Annotated in this window: 18 protein-coding genes; 4 read left to right on the top strand and 14 right to left on the bottom strand. The window is 56.6% G+C overall.

The window, feature by feature from the left end; translation table 11 throughout:
* Positions 1 to 32 precede the first annotated feature (32 nt).
* The 5 genes from AC6I8A_RS02120 to AC6I8A_RS02100 all read right to left on the bottom strand — a co-directional run bounded on the left by AC6I8A_RS02120 (position 33) and on the right by AC6I8A_RS02100 (position 5,245).
* Positions 33 to 1,280: an O-antigen ligase family protein gene (locus tag AC6I8A_RS02120; RefSeq protein WP_312181649.1), complete on the bottom strand. Its 1,248-nt coding sequence runs from the start codon at positions 1,278 to 1,280 to the stop codon at positions 33 to 35.
* Positions 1,281 to 2,249, bottom strand: a complete 969-nt coding sequence (locus AC6I8A_RS02115; protein WP_436332626.1) for a glycosyltransferase family 8 protein — start codon at positions 2,247 to 2,249, stop codon at positions 1,281 to 1,283.
* A gap of 197 nt (positions 2,250 to 2,446) precedes the next feature.
* A complete protein-coding gene (locus AC6I8A_RS02110) occupies positions 2,447 to 3,361 on the bottom strand; it encodes a substrate-binding domain-containing protein (protein WP_265300757.1) in 915 nt (304 codons plus the stop codon).
* 85 nt (positions 3,362 to 3,446) lie between these two features.
* A complete protein-coding gene (locus AC6I8A_RS02105) occupies positions 3,447 to 4,226 on the bottom strand; it encodes a TIM barrel protein (protein WP_436332628.1) in 780 nt (259 codons plus the stop codon).
* Entirely contained in the window at positions 4,226 to 5,245 is a 1,020-nt protein-coding gene (locus AC6I8A_RS02100; RefSeq protein WP_436332629.1) for a Gfo/Idh/MocA family oxidoreductase, read from the bottom strand. Before AC6I8A_RS02100 ends, AC6I8A_RS02105 begins: the two co-directional genes overlap by 1 nt.
* Before the next feature lie 197 nt (positions 5,246 to 5,442).
* Between AC6I8A_RS02100 and AC6I8A_RS02095 the strand changes: the two genes are divergently transcribed.
* Positions 5,443 to 7,398, top strand: coding sequence for a sigma-54-dependent Fis family transcriptional regulator (locus tag AC6I8A_RS02095; protein WP_256698207.1), 1,956 nt, complete (start codon positions 5,443 to 5,445; stop codon positions 7,396 to 7,398).
* Positions 7,399 to 7,508: 110 nt separating this feature from the next.
* Here AC6I8A_RS02095 and AC6I8A_RS02090 read toward each other — a convergent pair whose 3' ends face one another.
* The 4 genes from AC6I8A_RS02090 to AC6I8A_RS02075 form a co-directional block, all read right to left on the bottom strand.
* A complete protein-coding gene (locus AC6I8A_RS02090) occupies positions 7,509 to 8,192 on the bottom strand; it encodes an SDR family NAD(P)-dependent oxidoreductase (RefSeq protein ID WP_256698205.1) in 684 nt (227 codons plus the stop codon).
* A complete protein-coding gene (locus AC6I8A_RS02085; RefSeq protein WP_256698204.1) occupies positions 8,189 to 9,376 on the bottom strand; it encodes a sialidase family protein in 1,188 nt (395 codons plus the stop codon). Before AC6I8A_RS02085 ends, AC6I8A_RS02090 begins: the two co-directional genes overlap by 4 nt.
* Before the next feature lies 1 nt (position 9,377).
* Positions 9,378 to 10,799, bottom strand: coding sequence for a sodium:solute symporter family protein (locus AC6I8A_RS02080; protein WP_154154614.1), 1,422 nt, complete (start codon positions 10,797 to 10,799; stop codon positions 9,378 to 9,380).
* Positions 10,800 to 11,053: 254 nt separating this feature from the next.
* Positions 11,054 to 11,959 (bottom strand): LysR family transcriptional regulator, encoded by a 906-nt coding sequence (locus AC6I8A_RS02075; protein ID WP_179452016.1) that lies wholly within the window; start codon positions 11,957 to 11,959, stop codon positions 11,054 to 11,056.
* 85 nt (positions 11,960 to 12,044) lie between these two features.
* Here AC6I8A_RS02075 and AC6I8A_RS02070 point away from each other — a divergent pair, with 85 nt between their 5' ends.
* On the top strand, positions 12,045 to 13,115 hold the full coding sequence (locus AC6I8A_RS02070; protein WP_256698203.1) for a tartrate dehydrogenase: 1,071 nt from the start codon (positions 12,045 to 12,047) through the stop codon (positions 13,113 to 13,115).
* 26 nt (positions 13,116 to 13,141) lie between these two features.
* On the opposite strand, the gene AC6I8A_RS02065 is transcribed toward AC6I8A_RS02070, so the two are convergent.
* The 4 genes from AC6I8A_RS02065 to AC6I8A_RS02050 all read right to left on the bottom strand — a co-directional run bounded on the left by AC6I8A_RS02065 (position 13,142) and on the right by AC6I8A_RS02050 (position 17,640).
* Positions 13,142 to 14,470, bottom strand: coding sequence for a glycoside hydrolase family 28 protein (locus AC6I8A_RS02065; RefSeq protein WP_312181632.1), 1,329 nt, complete (start codon positions 14,468 to 14,470; stop codon positions 13,142 to 13,144).
* 79 nt (positions 14,471 to 14,549) lie between these two features.
* On the bottom strand, positions 14,550 to 15,365 hold the full coding sequence (locus tag AC6I8A_RS02060) for a carbohydrate ABC transporter permease (RefSeq protein ID WP_256698201.1): 816 nt from the start codon (positions 15,363 to 15,365) through the stop codon (positions 14,550 to 14,552).
* Positions 15,365 to 16,237, bottom strand: a complete 873-nt coding sequence (locus tag AC6I8A_RS02055; protein ID WP_497817937.1) for a carbohydrate ABC transporter permease — start codon at positions 16,235 to 16,237, stop codon at positions 15,365 to 15,367. The genes AC6I8A_RS02060 and AC6I8A_RS02055 overlap by 1 nt, the downstream gene beginning before the upstream one ends.
* Before the next feature lie 59 nt (positions 16,238 to 16,296).
* The gene (locus AC6I8A_RS02050; RefSeq protein WP_008105576.1) at positions 16,297 to 17,640 is read right to left on the bottom strand and encodes an ABC transporter substrate-binding protein; all 1,344 of its coding nucleotides are present in this window, start codon (positions 17,638 to 17,640) and stop codon (positions 16,297 to 16,299) included.
* Between the two features lie 527 nt (positions 17,641 to 18,167).
* Between AC6I8A_RS02050 and AC6I8A_RS02045 the strand changes: the two genes are divergently transcribed.
* Positions 18,168 to 18,767: a GNAT family N-acetyltransferase gene (locus AC6I8A_RS02045; RefSeq protein ID WP_497817936.1), complete on the top strand. Its 600-nt coding sequence runs from the start codon at positions 18,168 to 18,170 to the stop codon at positions 18,765 to 18,767.
* Between the two features lie 13 nt (positions 18,768 to 18,780).
* Positions 18,781 to 19,872 carry an ABC transporter ATP-binding protein gene (locus tag AC6I8A_RS02040; RefSeq protein ID WP_256698199.1) on the top strand — a complete coding sequence of 364 codons (1,092 nt, stop codon included), beginning with the start codon at positions 18,781 to 18,783 and terminating at the stop codon, positions 19,870 to 19,872.
* Positions 19,873 to 19,936: 64 nt separating this feature from the next.
* On the opposite strand, the gene AC6I8A_RS02035 is transcribed toward AC6I8A_RS02040, so the two are convergent.
* Entirely contained in the window at positions 19,937 to 21,058 is a 1,122-nt protein-coding gene (locus AC6I8A_RS02035) for an ROK family transcriptional regulator (RefSeq protein WP_256698198.1), read from the bottom strand.
* Positions 21,059 to 21,071: the final 13 nt, after the last annotated feature.

Here is a 21,071-nt window from a genome sequence, read left to right as displayed (position 1 = left end):
AGCGGTCGCCATAAATGGCGACCCTACCAAGTCTATTTATGGTTTATGAATTTATGCTGCATCAGCGCATAACTCATAATAATCGATGCCATCAGAATAAACACCGAACTGCTTTGTATCCATACGGTATCGGTCAAACCGAATATAAAAATGGAAACAGGAAGCAGCGCGACATCCAATGCCCGACGACGCATTGCCGCCACAATTAAACCCACATAAAAAAGAATCAGGGTGACAGCACCCGCGATACCTTGCAGCGAAAGCGTTTCTAAAAAATCATCGTGCAAGTGATACATCACATTTTTATAAGCCTCAGGATTAGCGCGTTCATAGGTTTTAATATAAACGCGCGCTTTATCCGTTCTGTCATCCGGACTTTGCCCCAGCAGCGACCAGGAAACGCTGTGATAGCCACTTTTCCAGATCGAGAAGCGCGCACCAATTGAGGTATCATTATTTTTCTGATAGCTGTCTATTTCGTTCTGGATGTTGTCCAACCGATGCATAATGGAGCTGGGCATGAAGAACAGCCCCCCCGCAATGCAAAGAACTAAAATCACCAGCGAATATTTTCCTGCCCAGCGATGAACCAGATAAAAACAGAGCAAGTATAAAACGGGCAGCACCAACACCGCCGCACGTGACTCAGTGAGGAACATCAGCAGCATATTCACCACAAAGATAGCGGTGAACAGCAGAATTTGATTAAGGCGGCGAACTATCACCTTATTCACAATAAACAGGGCAGTTAATGCTAACGCCGTCATCAGGTATGAAACGGTACCGGCTGAATCGGTGAGTAATTTAATGCGTTGCTGCGTCTGAGCATGTTCGTACCAGCCGGCGCCCAGCGTCAGCAGCAAGCCAAAAATTAACAAGCACACGCTAATGCGCAGGACTTTCGCTGACAAACAGTGACGCCACGCAATGAAAAAATAGCTGACAAAAGCGGAGATAATGAAAAGTTTACCGCCCTGAAAATAGTTATCCACTACATCGCTAAAATAGGCATCGGCATAAATGCGCGACCATATTACCCTGACTATGCCCAATAATAGAATGGGAACGGCGACGATGAAAGCACTCTTATCCAGAACGAATTTTCTTTTTATTCCCTGGGCCAGCAGAAAAAATAGCGTTAAATAACCCACCAAATAGAATGTTTTCTTAGGATATGCGGGGATAACTAACGAGGTCGCAAATGCCAGGGTTAACAACAGAAAGCACAGCTGATAAATATTGCTTTCGGTTAACAGCGGCTTTAAACGTAAAGTCTGCACTCAAAAATACCTCATTTTAAAATACTTAATGCGCCAATAGAGTGCCGGCATCCATTGATGACTACGGAACAAAAATTTGTACATTCTCTTCGCTTGTTGCGCGTTTTTCGGTGTTTCAAAAGAGACGTCGGCTAATGGCGAAATCTGATAAAGATCGCGATAGTAATGGCCAACGTGCTGTTGATTCCACCGCTGCCAGGGTTTATCGGCACCCGCGTAGTGCAATAAGCAGGTATTTTTCGGCACATCCTGCGTATAACCGTTATCATCGTGTGAGAGCATGTTAATGGTATTAAAGCGAGCTTCCGTAAATATCACACGATCTTCAAGCAGCGTATTTAACGCATCCTGATCAAGATACTGGAACTGCTTTCCCTTTTCGCTAAGCAAATTAAACGCGCGTTCACTCACCTGCTCTCGGTTCCACTTTTGAACATCAATCAGCATCATGCCAGCATTAAAGTAGCGTTTTCCACGCAGGCCAACATTTTCAGCCAACTGCGCTTGCAGTGCTGCAATCTCACCTACAACCAGGGCAATTACCTCGGATGGCATAGCAATTTGCCATAATTCGTCGAGAGAATTCAGACAAACCATATCCGCATCGAGATAAAGCAATTTAGCGGCATGCGGCAAGATAAGCGGAGCGAGAAAACGATAATAGGTCGCGCGAGTGAATAACTCTGTGGTAGGGAACGCGCTAAACAAACCATCCTGAATATGATGCAGCGTTAATCCATGTGGCGATCCAGCGAATATTTTTTCCAGACGCACAGTGTCAACTGCAGATATTTCCGAAGAGATAAGATGAAAGTGATAACGAACATCATTGGCATGCTTGATTATCGACATGATGGTAATCAGCGAGTGGCCAATGAATTTACCATCAACACCAAAAAAAATATGCCGGTCGCTGTGCGCGGGAAAAAGGTGCTGAGAATTTATGGTGTTGAGAATCTCTTTATCCATCCTGCACTTCTCTCCGGTCGAACGCATGCGTTCTGTTAATGCATCATGCCTGAGCAATCATTAACCAGAGACAATTCTGGTTGCAGCCGGAGTTTATCAGTCAGAGTTAGGCAAATAAAGCGAAGTGGAGGAGGAATAAATCGGGTTTCCAACGTAAAACTCTCCTGCGAGCAGGAGAGTTTTGGTAAATAAAAATGTTATTTCGCCGCGAACTGCGCATAGTTCTCAGGCGTAATGGTTTGATACGGAATCCAGTTAAACGCCTGCACTTTCTGCTTCTCCAGCAGCGCTTTAGTCACTTGCACCGCACCGGTCGCCTGCCCTTTTGCATCCTGGAAAATGGTCAGCGTCATTTTACCGTTCTTCACGAACTGCTGACCATCTGGCGTGCCGTCGATACCGGCGACCAAAATCTTCTCATTCTTCGCCTGACTGAGCGCCATGATGGCACCAATCGCCATCTCATCATTATTCGCCGCGATAGCGTCAATCGGTCGCTGGTTCAGCAGCCAGCTCGACACCACATCCACCGCTTCGTTGCGCTGCCATTTGGCGCTCTGCTTCTCAATCACCTTCATATCTTTATATTTGGCGATCACCGCTTCCACCGCGCGGGTGCGTTCGCGCGCTTCTTCGTTCGACAGCGCCCCCATCAGAATCGCCACGTTGCCTTTGTAGTTCATCTTCTTCGCCAGCGCTTCCATCTGCATTTCGCCGCCCAACGCCGAGTCAGAACCGACATACGCCATGTCGGTGGGCAGCTTCACTTCCGGTTTACGGTTGACGAAGATCAGCGGAATGCCGGCGTTTTTCGCTGCGGTAATCATCGGCAATACGCCTTGTGTATCGACCGGATTAAGGATGATGGCATCGACGCCCTGGTTAACAAAATCATCCACCTGTTGCACCTGCAGCGCCACATCGCCTTTGGCATCGACAAACTGGCTGTTGAGCTGATTGGCTTTCAGTTCCTCCTGCATCTGGGTGCGCAGAATCGAAACGAAGTTGAGATCGAAGTTCGCCAGCGCGACGCCGACGGTGAAGGTTTTAGCGCTCGCGCTCAGGCTGAGCAGCAATGCGCAGAGGCACAGCATCACATTTCTGATGTTCATAGGTTAGTCCTGTAGGGTTGAGATATTATTATTTATTTCATCGAGTTAACGCCGGGCAACAGGCAAATACCCGGCGGAGGAACCGTTAAAGCGTGAAGTGATCGCGGAACTGCTGCAGCGCGGCAACACTTTCGCCGCTGGCCCAGCCTTCCAGCGCCACGGTGCCCTGATAGCCGACATCGTGCAGCGCGCGGGCGATGGCGCGATAGTTAATCTCGCCGGTGCCTGGCTGCTGACGCCCCGGCACATCGGCCACCTGAATCTCACCAATCGCCGAACCACAGCGGCGAATCAGTTCGATCAAATTGCCTTCGCCGATCTGCGCGTGATACAGGTCGAGGTTCATCTTCAGCGCTGGACTATTAACCGCTTCCACCAGCGCCAGCGTATCGGCCGCCAGCGCAAACGGCGTGCCGGGATGATCAACCGGCAAATTAAGGTTCTCCAGCGTGAAAACGCGTCCGGCGCGCTCGCCCAGCTGCGCCACTTTGCGCAGCGTATCGGCCGCTTTCAGCCACATCGCGCCGGTCACCACTTCCACCGGTTTGACCGGCAACCCTTTGTCATCCAGCCCGGTGCCGTGCAGGTTTAACGCCGGACAGTTGAGCCGCTCGGCCACCGCCAGCGACGCTTCGGCACTTTGCAGCAGCTGCTGGATCTCGTTATCGTCGGTCAGGTTGCCGCTGAGGTAGCCGGTCATTGAGGTGAAACGCGCGCCGGTTGCTGCCAGCGCATCGATATCTTTGTCGGCCCAGCCCCAGATTTCGACGCCAAAGCCCAGTTCATGAATGCGTTTCACGCGCTCGACAAAAGGCAGATCGAGAAACACCATTTCGGCACAAACCGATAGCTGATAAGAGGCCATTAGCGACCTCCCAGTTTGATCGGCTGCAGCTGCTGCACCGAGTCGATACAGGCCAGCGCGATCTCCAGCGCGTTACGCGCATCTTCACCGGTAGCGCGCGGCGTCTCGCCACGGCGAATGCAGCGGGCAAATTCCGCCATCTCCGCCACATAGGCTTCGCGCAGCAGGTCGGAATCCATGCGTGAGGTTTCAATCGCGATGCCATCCTGGTGATAGCGCACGCAGTTGTTAACGTTGATGTGGCCCGCCTGCAACATGCCTTTGCTGCCGAACACTTCGCCACGCACGTCGTAGCCATATACCGCCTGGAAGTTGGCTTCAGCGGTGGCAATCGCGCCGTTATCAAAGCGAATAGTGACCACCGAGGTATCGAGCAAGCCTTTGTCTTTAAAATCCGGACGCACCAGCGCATCGGCCAGCGCATAGACTTCCACCGGCTTCGCGCCGGGGTTGAAATGCAGCAGCGTGTCAAAATCGTGGATCAGCGTTTCGAGGAAGATCGTCCACTGCGGGATGCGCGAAGGATCGTGCAGGCCGGGATCGCGCGTCAGCGATCGGCTCAGCTGCGTGGTGCCATTCTCACCCGCTTTCACCGCGGCGATCGCCGCCGCAAAGCCGGAATCAAAGCGGCGGTTAAAACCGACCTGCAACACCACGCCAGCCGCTTTCGCGGCAGCAATCGCGCGATCCGCCTCATCTAGCGTCACCGCCATCGGCTTCTCGCAGAACACATGCTTGCCGGCATTCGCGGCGGCGATCACCCATTCGGCGTGCGTGCGCGCCGGTGCGGCAATCGCCACCGCATCAATGTCGGGATCCTGCAGCAGCGCATGCAGATCGCTATAGGCTTGGGCGACGCCCAGCTTGTTGGTCAGCGCGTCGGCGGCGCCCGGTTGCGGATCGGCCACCGCCGCCAGGATCGCTCCCGGCACGCGCCAGGCCAGGTTTTCCGCGTGGAAACTGCCCATGCGTCCGGCGCCAATCAGGCCGACGCGTACTGGCTTAAGATGAAATGTCATGACCTATTCCTTTTTGTTTTAGATGTGCTCTTTCGAGCGCAGGGATGTGCAATCTGTAGTGCAAAGGCGATGCCAACTGCAATCCGCCGCTTTATGTGAGGCATAACACAGATATAGCTCACAATCTGGCAACAAAATTTACATGTCAACTTCACATGTCAATAAAATGGACATTCCATCTTCATCAGGAGTGTCACATGCGTGCCAGTGAGCGTTTGCCGTTTAAAGATGAAAGCGATCCGATCTTCAGCTTGCCGGACAGCGCGGAGGTGGGTGAATGGGATACGTTGTTGTGGCAGGGCTGGCACAGCTTCGAACGCGGTGAACAGCCCGGCTGGATGCGGCACAGCATTTTGCAGTCGTGGCAGCGATCGCAGCAGCGCGCGATCGATCCCGCCACCTTTGCCTATGTCTCGCCGCCCGCAACGGAACTGGCGGCGATCCTTGAGCACAACGCCGAGTTGATCCTCGCAGCGCGCAGCATCATGGAAAACCTGCTGGCGTATAACCCGGATGGCCACATCAACCTGACCGATGCGCAAGGTGTGACGCTGCATTTCTGCGGCGCGGATCTGACGCCGGTCGGCAGCATCCTGCGCGAAGAGGTACTCGGCACCAACTGCACCGCGCGCTGCCTGATTGAGCAGCGGCTGGTATATGTGCTGAGCGGCGAAAACTGGAAGCTCGATCTGCGCAAACGCCATCGCCAGTGCGCCGCCGCGCCGGTGCGCGATGCCACCGGCCAGCTGCTGGGCGTACTCACGCTGACCGCCACGCCCGACAACTTCAATGCGCACACGCTCGGCACGGTGCAGGCGGCAGCGGAAGCGGTCGGTCAGCAATTGATGCTACGCCGCTTGCTGGCCGAGCAGCAGTCGATCCTCGAAACCCTCAATGAGGGCGTGATCGTCTGCGATCGCCACGGCCGCATCAAAACGCTGAATCGCTATGCCCGCCAGATCTTCAGCGGCATCGATCCCCACGCTGGGCCGATCGATGTGCTGCTGCAACCGCAAGGCGGATCGCTGCTCACCATGCCGTTCTGCAATGATCGTGAGCTGCAATTTATGCCGGATGGCGTCCATCCCCTTTCCTGCCTGATTTCGCTGATGCCCGCGCCCGACGGCGGCCGCGTGCTGTCGCTGCGCGAGAACCAGCGTATCCGCGCCATTACGCGCCGCGTGATGGGCGTGGGCGCCAGCTACACCTTTGAGATGATTCGCGGGCACGCGCCGCGCGTGCTGCAAGCGATTCAGAAAGCGCGCGCCAGCAGTCGCTCCGACAGCACCGTGTTATTAACCGGCGAAAGCGGCACCGGTAAAGAGCTGTTCGCGCAGGCGATTCACAACGCCAGCCCACGCCAGCAGGAAGCGTTTATCGCGCTCAACTGCGGCGCGCTGCCGCGTGATTTGGTGCAGAGCGAACTGTTTGGTTATGTCGACGGCGCGTTTACCGGATCGCGGCGCGGCGGCTCGGCGGGCAAGTTTGAGCTGGCGGATGGCGGCACCTTGTTCCTCGATGAGATCGGCGAAATGCCGCTCGAGGCGCAAACCAGCCTGCTGCGCGTGCTGCAGGAAGGCGAAGTGGTGAGAATCGGCGCGGCGCATCCCATCAAGGTTAACGTGCGTATCATCGCCGCCACCCACTGCAATCTGCTCGACGCGGTAGAGAAAGGCGCGTTCCGCCGCGATCTCTACTATCGCCTGAATGTGATTTCGCTGGAGATCCCGCCACTGCGCGAGCGTCAGGAGGATATTCCCGGTTTGGTGAATACCTTTATTCAGGCGCTCTGCACCCGGCTGAAGCGCATTGCGCCGCAACTCTCCGCCGAGGCGATGAGCTGTTTACAGGCGTGGCACTGGCCCGGCAACGTGCGCGAGCTGGAGAATCTGGTCGAGCGCATGGTGAATCTGTGTGAAGGGCTGGAGATTGATCGCCACGATCTGCCGGAAGAGATGGTGCTGCGTAACGCGCCTGTCGCCAGCGAATTGAGCTCGCTACAGGAGAATGAGCGCCAGCATGTGATGCAGGTGGTGCGCGAGCAGAAAGGCAATCTGCGCCAGTCCGCGCAGCTGCTAGGGATTTCACGCACCGCGCTGTATAACAAGCTGAATCAGTGGCAGGTGGATGTGGCGGGATTGCGGCGCGGGTAAGTGCGGCTTGTTGCCCTCACCCCAGCCCTCTCCCACAGGGAGAGGGAGCTAGTCGGTGCATTATTCAATTCCCTCTCCCTTTGGGAGAGGGTTAGGGTGAGGGGAAAAAACTACAACGACGCCCCACCACAAATCACCAACTCCTGCCCGGTAATCGCATCGGCGGCCGGCGACAGCACAAATCCCGCCAGCGCCGCCACTTCCTCTGGCTTGATATAGCGCCCCATCGGCGGCAACTTTGGCGGTGAACTGGTGCGGCCAGGCTGCTGCAGCATGGGCGTCTCCGTCGCGCCCGGCGCAATCACATTTACCGTAATGCCTTTGGGTGCCAGTTCCGCCGCCCAGCTGCGCGCCATGCCCACCATGGCCGCTTTGGTGCTCACGTACTGGCTGCGATTCGCCGCGCCACGTGACGTGCGGCTGCCAATCAGCAAGATACGATCGCCCTGCGCCATCTGTGGCAGCAAAGCATTCGCCATGATCTGTGCCACCTGCACGTGCAAGTACCACAAACGCGCGCTCTGCTCCTCATCCAGCTCACCAAGCGGCGCAGCCGCCATCATGCCCGCAGCGTGCACCAGCGCATCCACCTTCGGCAGCGCCAGTAGCGCCTGCTTCAGCAGATTGGCATCCAGCAAATCCACGCTAACCGAGGTGAACGCCGAATGATCTTTCTGCACCGGTGTGCGGCTAAAACCGGTCACCTGCCAACCTTGCTGCAACAGATGGTCAGCGATCGCCGCGCCAATGCCAGAGCTGACGCCCGTCACCAGCGCGTGTCGCGGCCTGCTCATCCTTTCACCCAGCGTTCATCGACGCGCACGTATTTAATCGCCTGACGAAAATAGGTGTAAGCCACATGCAGCGCACCATCGTCACTCTGTTTAATGCTCGGATAGGAGAACTCGCGGTTAAGCTTTTGCTGCGAATTATTGGTCATGCAATAGCCGTCGCCCTCGTCGAGATTACGTTGCCACGGCCAGCTGTTGCCGCCATCGGCGGAAATCGCCAGCGTCATTGGCGCGCGGGGTGCGCCCCAAAATGCGGTGCGTCCGCTGTGCACCACCGGCTCAGCCGCCACCGCCACATCGCCATCATCCTCTTCATCTTCGATTTCGTCATACAGCGATAAGCGGCGCTCGCTGGCATCTTTGGCGCTCATGGCGTTAAACACCAGCGCCAGATGGCCGTTGTGCAGCGTCGTGACCTGAATCGACGAATTGTTGTTTGGCAGGTCAGTCGCCAGCGGCGCGCTCCAGCTTTCGCCGCCGTCGGTCGAACGGCTTTGATAGATGAAATCAGCCCAACGGCTGCGATACAGCGCCAGCAAGCTGCCATCCTGCAGCAGCGTAATGTTCATATGCACGCAGCCCAGGCTGTCCGGCACCGCCACATCGCGCCAGCTTTGGCCTTTATCGCTGGAAATTTTCACCGCGCTGATATCATCGTTACCCACCCATTTCACGCCGGGCTGCGTGCGGCAGTAAAACACCGGCAGCAGCCAGTTACCGTTTGGCAGCACCACAATCGGCTGGCGAATAAAGGTGCCGGGCTGATCGAGCAAAGTGTCGATAGCGCCCCAGCTGCGGCCGAAATCACGTGACTGGCGATAGCGCACAATCGCGGTGTCCTGATTGCCGGACTTCTGCGCCGTCCACAGCAGCCAAAGCACCTGGTCGGGATCGAGGAACAGCACCGGATTCTGCTCGGATCGCGTGGGGTCGTCAGACAGCTTTTGCGCCTCGCTCCACTGCGTGCTGCCGTTTTCCAGCCGCGAGCACCACACAGAAATATCGGCGATCCCCTCCTGCGTGCCACCAAACCATACGCACAGCAGGTCGCCATTGGGCAGCGGCAGCAGATTCGCCGCGTGGTTCTGCGGGCAGACCGAAGGCAGCATCGCCGTGAGCTGTTGCGCATCCTGTGCGTGCGGAGAGAGGTTACCGCTGCGTTCAACGGTAAGGGTTACATCACTCATTTCAGGCTCCACTGTTTTGCATTGAAGATTTCGGGGCTTTTTTTTCATCGGTTTGGCTTGACGGGATCAGGCGGTCAATCACCATGATCACCGCAGGCGTGACCAGCGCCACATACATGTTGTTGATACCAAAAGGATCGCCGAGCAGATACCACACCGAGGTCATGACGCAGGCACCAATCAGGCCGGCATTAGCGCCGCGCGTGCTTTTAAAGAACGGCAGATAGAAGGCGATGATTGCCACCACTGAAATCGACAGACGAATGGCGCGGGTGAAGAATGAGAGCTTCAACACTTCCGGCACGAACAACACGAAAATCAGCGGCAGGAAACCGATCAGCAGCGACAGCCAGCGCGTCATGCGGAACTCGCGCTCCGGCGTCGGATTGCGATAGGGCACGTAGAAATCTTTCACCACCAGCGAGGCAATCGCCAGCGCTACGGTGCTGACGCTGACAAAGATTGACGCCACTAATGAGGTGGTGACAATCCCCGCCAGCCACGGGCTCATGTCCTGCAGGAACACCGGCAACGCATAGAGACTTTTGATATCGGGATGCAGATATTTCGCCGCCACGCCAATCAGCGCGATGGCAATGGCAATCGGCATGCAGAAGAAGAACGCCACCCAGGTTGCACGTTTGGCGGACTCGGCACTTTTGGTCGAGGCAATCGCCTGAATCACAAACTGCGTACAGAAGATCGAACCGATGGTACCAATCATCCAGGCGAAGATGGTGCTGCCGCCGACATTGCCATCCCACGTCCAGTAGAAATGCGGCATCTCTTTGATCATCGGGCTAACGCCGCCGGTCATGTGCAACGCCACGCCAAGAATGATCAGAATCCCGATATATTTCAGTCCGCTGTGCAGCAGCGTAACCCAGGCGATGCCTTTCATGCCGCCGAACATAAAGTAGAACGTACTGACGATCGCGGTGATCACCGCTGCGGTAGTGAGATCGAGGTTGAGCACCGTGGAGATCGCCGCCGCACCGCTCACGTAGTTACCGACGTTAACCAGCAGCAGTGCATAGATCATGATCAGCGAGATAATGTTTTTGGTCGAGTTGCCATAACGTTCAGCGATCGCCGCAGAGATGGTGATTTTGCCGGTGTTGTAGATGCGTTTGACCAGCAGAAAACCAAACAGCGGGAAACCGATGGCGGCACCAATCACCGACCATGACGCGGCAAAGCCATCCTCGAAGGCCGCCTGAGCCGTACCGATGGTGGATTTAGCGCCGATGTATTCCGACATCAGCATCACTCCCACCACAAAAGCCGGCATCACATTGGAGCCGGCCATAAAGTCACCGCTGTTTTTACTGCGCAGGCGCCAGGTGAGCCAGGTGGTGAACAGGATGTACGCAATGACAATCCCGACGATAATCACCATCCCTTCTGTAGAGAATTGTTTCATTTCAGCCTCATCGATAACGTAGGGTCGTGGAACGCGCTGGGCTTCACGCGTTCCGTTGATGAGGTGGCCAATGTTGTTATTAACGCGTGTCTCTGCACTTCGCCACCCCACTTACGCTTATGATTCATTTCGCTCAAACAAGAATGAATTTACGCATAATAGGGGCAATTTATAGGGTAAACCGGGCTGGATTTGTTTGAAGTTGCTCACAAATCATCAATGATGATTACAAATAATCAAAATCAACTTATTAATTACAACTCCGTCTGCAGGAAATCGACAAACGCGCTGATGCGCACCGGCAGCTGACGCTGCGGCTGCCAGACGGCAAAAATGTCGCCATCGGCGGCGCTCCACTCTGGCAGCACATGCAGCAGTTCACCGCGTTTGATGCTGTGCTGCGCATCCCACCACGAACGCAGCAGAATGCCATGCCCATCTAGCGCCATCTGCATCGCCACTTCGCCATCGTTGGTGATTAAGCTGCCGCGCACCTTTTGCGTCAGCTGCTGTGTGCCATCGCCCAGGCGCCACAGCGCGAAATCACTGTCGAACTGGCGCAATAAAATGCAGTTGTGCTGCGCCAGCGCGGCGATGCTTGCTGGCATGCCGTGGCGCGCGGCGTACGCAGGTGAGCAGCACAGCACGCGCGGATTGGTGCGCAGCTTACGCGCAATCAGTCGCGCATCGGGCGGCTCACCGACGCGGATGTCGATGTCCACGCGCGCATCGAGAAAATTGAGCGGCTGGCTGCTGAGCTGCAAACTCATGGCTAATTCGGGATGCAGCGCGGCAAAGCGCGACACACAAGGGGCGACGTGACGCCGTCCAAAGCCGAAAGAGGCGTTGATGTTGAGCGAGCCACGCAGCACCGAGGTTTGGCTGCTCACCGATTCTTCCAGCTCCGCCAGCTGATCCAGTAGCGGACGCGCGCCCTCCAGATAGCGTTTGCCCTCCGCCGTCAGCTCCAGCCGCCGCGTGGTGCGCTTGAGCAGCTGCACGCCTAAGCGCTGCTCCAGCTGGCTCAGGCGCTTGCTCACTGCCGGAAGCGATAAGCCAAGTTCACGTGCGGCGGCGGTTAAGCTGTCCAGCGCCGCCACGCGCACGAAGAACGCCAGATCATCGGTTGAAGTGCGCGATTCTCTACTTTTATTCAACATTGGCTTATCGCTCAGGCTAATTATTTCCCACAGATGCATGGTTATACTGCGTACAGAACATCAACAGCAACCTGCGAGAAACCCTATGAGCGGCAAAAACTATAAAATCGCCGTCATCCCTGGCGATGGCATTGGCAAAGAAGTGATGCCTGAAGGCATCCGCGTGATGGATGCAGCGGCAAAGAAATTTGATATTGCGCTGGAGTGGCAATGGTTTGATTTCGCCAGCGCCGAATATTGGCAGCAGCACGGCAAAATGCTGCCCGATGACTGGTTCGCCACGCTCAGCCAGTTCGATGCCATCTACTTTGGCGCGGTGGGCTGGCCAGATGTGGTGCCGGATCACGTGTCGCTGTGGGGCTCGCTGCTGCAGTTCCGTCGCGAGTTTGATCAGTACGTCAATCTGCGCCCGGTGCGCCTGATGCCGGGCGTTAAAGCGCCGCTGGCCAATCGTCAGCCCGGCGATATCGATTTCTACGTGGTGCGTGAAAATACCGAGGGCGAATATTCGTCAGTGGGCGGCACCATGTTCCCCGGCACCGATCGCGAAGTGGTGATTCAGGAAACGGTAATGACGCGGGTTGGCGTCGATCGCATCCTGAAATTTGCCTACGATCTGGCGCAGAAGCGCCCGAAAAAACACCTCACGTCCGCGACTAAATCCAACGGCATCGCCATTACCATGCCGTATTGGGACAGCCGTGTGGAAGCGATGGCACCGAGCTATCCTGATGTGAAAGTCGATAAATATCATATCGATATTCTCACCGCTAACTTTGTGCTGCATCCGGATTGGTTCGACGTGGTGGTCGCCAGCAACCTTTTTGGCGACATCCTGTCGGATCTCGGCCCAGCGTGTACCGGCACCATCGGCATCGCGCCTTCAGCCAACATCAACCCGGAAGGCAAATTCCCTAGCCTGTTTGAGCCGGTGCATGGATCGGCGCCCGATATCGCCGGTAAAGGCGTTGCTAATCCGATTGGCCAGATTTGGTGTGGCGCAATGATGCTGGAGCATCTCGGTTACGCGGAAGCGGGCGCGGCGGTGTTAGATGCCATCGAACGCACGCTGGCAGCGGGCAACAGCCTGACGCGCGACCTCGGCGGCAGCGCATCAACCGAGGAGCTGGGCGCGGCTATCGCGCAGGCGCTGTAACATCCAGGTGCGCATCAATGCGCACCCTACAAAATCTGCACCGTTTCCGCATGCCAACCGTGCGGCAACGGTTGCGGGCGCGCAATTACCACGTTATGCAACTGCAGGTTCTCCACACCGCGCGCAAACACGCCCGGCAAGCCATCCGGATAGGCGGCAACGCCGTACGCTAAGCCCGATGCGCTATCCAGTTTGTACGCATTATCGAGTCCCATGCCGGTTGGCGATTCCGGGTTACACGGCGGGCGCACATCGTAATGCCCTTGATCCGCGCCTGCCGCCACCACTTGCCGCAGCTGCACATTCGCCAGCATCACATCACGAATCTGTCCCGGTTGTTCCGCATGCAGGTTAATTGCCCCCTCCATCACTCCGCTGACGTTGCTGAATTGCAGCTGCTCAATGCTGCCCGGCGCGATCGCCGGATCGCGTGCGCGCACTGAAACAAACAGCGCATCGGCTTTACCCCAATGGCACGGCGGCGCATGGCGGCAGGCCAGCGTGATATTGCTGAACAGTAAACGGCGGAACTGGCCGCCATCGCGCGATAGCAAGCCAATTGCGCGATTGGAATCAAAGATGGTACAGCCGGAGACGGTGACATCTTCCACGTCGTCGAAGGTTTCGGTACCGATTTTGAACGCGCAGCTGTAAGAACGCAGCAGGCAGTTGCTGATCATGATTTGTCGCGCGGCTCGGCGCAGATGCGCGGGTTTTTGAGTGGTTTTGATGCAGATGGCGTCATCGGCCGCGCTCAGGTAGCTGTTACTGACAAACACCGCTTCACAGCTGTCGATATCCAGCGCATCGGTGTTCGGCATGCTCATGCTGTTATCGATGGTGAGGTGATCGACGTGCACATGACGGCAACTCACCAGATGTACCGTCCACATCGGTGCCTGAATGATGGTGAAATCTTCCAGCGTTACCTGCTCGCAATCCTCAAACACCACGATGCGCGGGCGCTGCGGACGCGGCAGGCGATATCCCTGATCGTCCTTTTCTGCGGCAAACCAGGCATCGCCGTTACCGTCGATCACGCCTTTACCACTGATGCGGATATTGCGCTGTCCGACGGCGTAGATCAGCACATGCTGCGACAGTTCAGCCTGGCTCTGCGCCAACTGCTGCTGATAATCCTCGACGCGGGAACTGGCGAGCAACGTGGCGCCCGCTTCGAGATGCAGATTGATGTTGGAACCCAGCGTTAAAGTGCCGAGATGATAGCGACCGGGCGGCACCGACAACGTGCCGCCGCCGCGCGATGCCAGATGATTAAGCGCGCGCTGGAAGCAGTAAGTATCCAGCGTTTCGCCATCGGCGATGGGATAGAAATCAGCCAGTGAAACGTGCATGCGGTTCTCCTGAATAGCGGCGATGCGCTATTGCAGCACGCGCCGCATGACCAAAACCTTTTGCTGGTGGACAACGTGTTTATTTCACCGCGCCTTCGGTGACGCCGCTGATAAATTTGCGCTGGAACACCAGGAACACCGCCACCAGCGGCAGAATGACAATCATCGCGCCCGCCATCAGCACCGGAATATCGATGGTATTTTTGTTCTGGAAAAACATCATGCCGATCGGCAAGGTGCGCAGCTCGTCTTTATTCACCAGAATCAACGGAATAAGGAACTCGTTCCACGTCCAGATAAACAGCAGCAGCGCCAGCGTGGACAGCGTCGGCCAGATTGCTGGCACCAGCAAACCCCAGAGAATTTTACGGCGCGAAGCGCCATCCATCACCGCCGCTTCCACCAGCTCGCGCGGCACCTGCTGCAACGCGGTGGCGATCATCAGCGTGGTGAACGGCAGCGATAGGGCAATTTGCGGCAGAATCAGCGCCAGATAGGTATTGGTGAGGCCCATCCAGCGCAACTCGTGATAGAGGGGAATAATAAAGGCTTCACTCGGCAGCACCATGCCAAGGCCCAGCAGCGCGGCAACCACCGTTTTGCCGGGGATCTTCAGCCAGGCAAAACCGAATCCCGCCAGAATGCCAAGCAGGATGCTGCAGATCACCACCGGAATCACCACCAGCACCGAGTTCATGAAGTAGACGTTGAAATGTCCCTGCTGCCACGCGGTGACGTAGTTTTTAAAATTCAGCGACGAGGGCAAGGTGAATACGCCCTGAAACAGCTCCATCTGCGTTTTGAACGAGGTCATCAGCGCCATTAAAAACGGCAGAATGGTCATCAGCGCGACAATCCAGATCAGCGCGCGTGAGACAGTTGGCGTGCCGCGCATCAGTGACGCTCCCGTAAACAAAGATGAATTAAGCCGTTGATCATTAACACAATCAGCATACTGAACACCGCCACGGCGGAGGCGTAGCCGAAGTAGTGCAGATCAAAGCCCTGCTTATACATAAAGATGTTGGTCACCATGGTTGACGTGCCCGGTCCGCCTTGTGTCATCACGTAGACCAAATCGAAGGCTTTCAGGCTGGCGATCACCGTCAGCAGCAGCGCGATACGCAGTTCGGGACGCAGCGACGGCAGCGTGATGCGCATAAATTTCTGGCGGCGTGATGAGCCATCGAGATCGGCCGCTTCCAGCAGTGAGGGATCCATGCGCTGCAAGCCGGCCATAAACAGCACTAAGCAGAAACCGAAGAAGTACCAGGTGGCGACAAAGCCCACGGCGGGCAGCGCCCAGGTAAAATCGCCCAGCCACGACTTCGCCAGCTGCGGCAAACCGACGGTGCGCAGAAACTGATCGATAGGACCAAACGCCGGGTTATACAGCCAGCGCCACACCACGCCGAGCACCGCCATCGGCATGATGTACGGCAGGAAGAAGAGGATACGCAGCACGCTGCGCTCTTTGTTATTGCGCGTCTCATACAGGAAGCTGCACAACAGCAGCCCAACGCCAATCGGAAACAGCGTGTAGAACATCATCAGCAAGGCGTTATTGCCAAGCGCCACCCAGAACACCGGATCCTGGAACATGCGCAGATAGTTGCCCATGCCGATGAAAATCGGCCACGAAGTGCCGTCCCATTCGGTAAAGCTGATCCCTAACGAGGCCAGCAGCGGCAACAGCAGAAACACCGCATACACCAGCACCGCGGGCAGAAGATAGAGCGCATTGCGCCAGGCAGATTTATTCAGCATAACCGTACTCGCTTGCGGGCCTGTTCGCGGCCCGGCCACTTACGCCGGGCCATACGTCATCAGTGCTTGAGGGTTTTCAGGTAACGTTGATAGTTATTATCGAAGTTGATCACCATCTGATCGGCAGTTTGACGCCCCGCCAACAGCAGCTGCACATTCTGATTCAGCTCGGCGTTCATGGTTGGCGTAGCCCAGTCGAGATAATGACCGAGACCATCGTTGTCATTCAGCGTCACCCACACCTGATAGGCTTCCGCCAGCAGCGGGTTATCCGCCGGAATCTGCGCATTTTTGCTGGTGCCGGCCGGCAGGAAGCCCACTTTCAGCCAGCGGTTCGCCATCTCATCCGAGACGATGTAATCGATGAATTTCGCCGCTGCGTCCTGCTGCGCTTTGTCTTTGGCGGTGCTGGTGATCGAGAACGCTAAATCGGTGCCGCCCACCATCAGCGGATGCTGCACGCCCTCGCCCGCTGGCATCGCGGCGAAGTGCAGATCTTTGTTGTCCTTAAACTGGCCGAGATACCAGGTTCCACTGACCAGGAACGCTGCCTGACCATTCTGGAACAGGGTCGCGGCATCATCGTGACCAATGCCCTGGAAGCCGGGGAACAGATAGCCTTTGTCGTTCCAGCCCTTCATCAGGTTGGCGGCTTTCACCAGCTTGTCGTCTTTGAACGTGCCGCCCACGTCGTAGATCAGATCGTCGAGTTTTTTCCGGTCGCTGCTCTCAATCTGCGCTTCCCACAAGGTGCTGAGCAGCTGCTGGCCCATGTTGCCGTCGAGTAAGCCCAGCATCATCGGCGGCGTGCCGGCGGCTTTGAGTTTCTCCATCGCCTGCTCAAGTTCAGGCAAGGTTTTAGGCACCGCGACACCGGCTTTATCCAGCAGCGCTTTGTTGTAATACAACCCCACCATCTCGCCGAGGCTTGCCACGCCGTAGAGTTTGCCGCTGCCGAAATCTTGTTTATCAGACCAGCGGTTACGCTTCAGGATCGAATCCGGGAAGCGCGTGGTCCAGCCGTAAGTTTTGGCGTAATCATCCAGCGGCCACAGCAGCTTGTCTTTCACCAGCGAGCCCATATCGCCGCCGCCCTGATTCACCTGCGCAATCTGCGGGCCGTCACCGGCGGTCAGCGCCAGCTTGAGCGGAATACGCGTGTCTTCAAACGAGTGCACCGAACGCTGAATCACAATGCCCGGATTCTTTTGCTGGAACGCTTTTACCGCTTCATCCACCGCTTCGGTTTGCTGCGGATAGTTGTAAATGTCCCACTCATTCAGGGTGACGGCCTGCGCGGCTGCCATGGTCGCACCGAGCAAAATCCCGGCGGAGACCAGACGCGACACGGTGCGCAGTGAGCTTTGCAAACGGGAAGGACGATTGGTTGAATCACACATCATGCTCGGTTTCTCCAACAGATGACTGGCATCCCTTCATCTCGACACCTGCGATTCCCGGCAGGTTGATTCAGCAGCGACAACGTACATAATTCATACTTACTTTATGCACAAAAGAAAGTCAAACATCGCCACTGCGGAATTTTTGCTCTGTGATACAGTGCAAAGAGTAAGAAGAAAAGCCACTGGAACAGCAGAGCATGCTGCGATTCCGCGCGCAAACCAGACGGCACTGAGGATTAAAGCCTGAGCATCAGTATAAATCACTCAGGCAAGTGAAGCGCTTTAACTCACTGATAGAGCATATGAAAATCCTATCGTTATTATCATTACGCTGCGAGAGCCAAAGGCAATGTGTTGTCATCTGGCGCGTAAACCGGCGTGGCGTGTGAGTTTATCAGGCGCGCCGTCATGCATTGTGGTTATAGTTCGCATCAGCTTTGTGCGCCAGCGCAATTATTACACCTTGAAAACTAAGTCGGCTTTCTTTACCGTAAAATCTGTTCATCTCCTGACCAAGAGGCTCCACCATGACGGCTGAAGGTGTTATTCGTCGCGCCAGCGAGGCTGATTTCCCCGCCTTGTCGCGCATCTGCTTAGAGACCGCCAATGCCGGGACCGATGCCAGTGCGCTCTACTCCGATCCCGCACTGCCCGGCCTGCGCTTTGTCATTCCCTACGCGCGCTTTGCGCCCGAATTTGCTTATGTGCTGGAACAGCATGGCGAGGTGGTGGGTTACGCGGTCGCCGCGCCCGATACGTGCGCCTTCGAAGCAAAGCTGAATAGCGATTGGTGGCCACAGCTGCAACAGCAGTATCGCGATTACGCGCCGCAGGCGGCGCTCGACAGCAAAGTGCTGGAAGCGATTCATCAGCCCGATGCGGCGGCGGATCAGCTGGTGACACAGTGGCCTGCGCATCTGCACATCAATCTGCTGCCAGCCGCACAACAAGGCGGCTGGGGGCGCAAGCTGATTGAACAGCTGCTAAACGATCTGCGTGCCGCAGGCGTGCCGGGCGTGTACCTCGGCGTCAGCCTGCAGAACGAGCAGGTGTGCGGTTTCTATCAGCGCCTCGGCTTCACGCCGATTATGCGCAGCAACGCCATTTATATGGGCCAACTTCTCTGATTCGAGGCATCGCATGACCAGCCTGCATCTGCAAAACGTTAAGAAGTCCTACGAGAATGTGAACGTGATTCACGGCATCGATCTCACCATTAACAGCGGCGAATTCGTGGTGTTTGTCGGCCCTTCCGGCTGCGGGAAATCCACGCTGCTGCGCATGATTGCCGGGCTGGAGGAGATCACCGACGGTAAGTTGCTGATTGAAGGTGCCGACATGACCGATCAGCACGCCACCGAGCGCGGCATCGCCATGGTGTTTCAGTCCTATGCGCTCTACCCGAACATGACGGTGCGCGGCAATCTGGCCTATCCGCTGGAGGTGATGAAGCGCCCGAAAGCGGAAATTGAGCAGGCGATACAAAAGACGGCGGCACGTCTGCATCTCACTGAATTCCTTGACCGTTTACCGCGTGCATTGTCCGGCGGGCAGCGGCAGCGCGTGGCAATTGGCCGCGCGATTATCCGCCATCCGCGTATATTCCTGTTTGATGAGCCGCTGTCGAACCTCGATGCTGAGCTGCGTTTGCAGATGCGCATTGAGATTGCTCGCCTGCATGCCTCGCTGGGCAACACCATGATCTACGTGACGCATGATCAGCTGGAAGCGATGACGCTGGCGGATCGCATTGTGGTGCTGCGTCAGGGCCGTATTGAGCAGGTTGGCGCACCGATGGCGCTGTATCGCGATCCCGATAATCTTTTTGTCGCCGGATTTATTGGCTCGCCGAAGATGAATTTCCTCAGTGCCGAAGTGGCGGCGATCGCGCCGGGTGCGGTGCGGCTACGTGTGCCCGCGCTGGGCATCAATCAGCTTACGCTGCCGATCGCCGCACCGTGCCGCGAAGGGCAGAAAATCACGCTGGGCATGCGCCCGGAGCATTTCCAGCCGGTGAGCAGCAACGATGATGCCGCGAGTTTCAGCGGCGAATTGTCGTTTAGCGAGATGCTGGGACACACCAATTATCTCTATCTCGATATCGGCGAAGAGAAGCTGCTGGTGATTGAAGAGCGCAACGTGGCGGAACACGCGATTGGCGAGAGGATGAGTTACCAGCTGCGCGCCGAGCATTGTTTGTTGTTTGATGAGCAGGGTTTGCGGTTACGTTGAGGGTTGCGGTGCGTTCATGGTGGCGGTCGCCATAAATGGCGACCGTCTCAACGCGCGCACAAAATCACGACGCGATATCCTCATCGGCCTGCGCGGCCAACAAATCCAGCAACTTATTCACTGCAAACCCAGCAGCGCCCTGCGCCCACATGCGGTTGGATTCGGTGAGGAATTGCAGCGGCGTCATGTGCGGCGTCAGCTTCAAACGGTAAGTCTGGAAACTCTGCGTAATGTGATCAAGCAAAATGCGCGAGGCCATTTGCGGCTCCATCGCCAGATACACCACGTCCGGATCGTAAGCCACCGACAGATTCGCCAGCGACATCCCTAAATGCTGCCCGGCCTCGGCCAGCGCACTCAGCACCTCTGGCGTTGGACGCACATCGAGATCGCGCAGCGTGTGCGGCGCCTCGTCTTTGGTGGTGGCCGCCACGCGCTGCAGAATCGCCTGCGACGATGCCACATCCTCCAGCAAACGCTCAGAGCCGTCGCCCAGCAGCGAAACGCCAATCTCACCCGCTTTGCCGTGACGACCGCGATAGAGCTGGCGATCGAGCAGAATCCCCGCACCGATGCCTTTGCCAAAAGTTGCAATCACCGCCGACTGCGCGTGGCCGAGCTGACCAAACACCAGCGCCGCCATCGCCAGCGCGTTAGCGTCATTTTCAATAAATACCGGCAGCGAGAAGCGCTCTTCCAGCAGCCGGGCAATCGGCACGTTATCCCAGCCCAACGCGCGTGACAGCACGCAAACGCCGTTGCTGGCATCAACCAAACCCGACAGCGCCAGACCAATCGCCCCAACCTTTTTGCCTTCAACGCCGCGCAAAAACTTCGCCAGCGCATCGCCGAGCTGCTTAGGCGTCATCGCGCCAGAAGGAATCTGCTGTTCACCGATGATGTTGCCGCTGAGATCGGTCAACACCATCAGATTACGTTCGGCGTTGAGCTGAATCCCCACCACGCTGGCGTGATCCGGATTGAGGCCAAGCAGCGTTTTGGGTCGCCCCATCGAGACGCGACGCAGCCCCAACTCCTGCACAATGCCGCCGGTCAGCAAACGATTAGTGGCTTGCGATACCGTCGACATGCTTAGGCCGCTGCGCACTTTGAGATCGGATTGACTAATAGGCGCATTTTCGACAATCAGCCGCAGAATGCGCGCGGTTACGTTGGGAGCGCTCATGAGCCTCTTTATC

The organism is Pantoea sp. X-Soil-ISGK-275, assembly GCF_059730795.1.
Note: the sequence above shows the minus strand (reverse complement) of the source record. Positions and strands in the feature narration are given on the sequence as shown.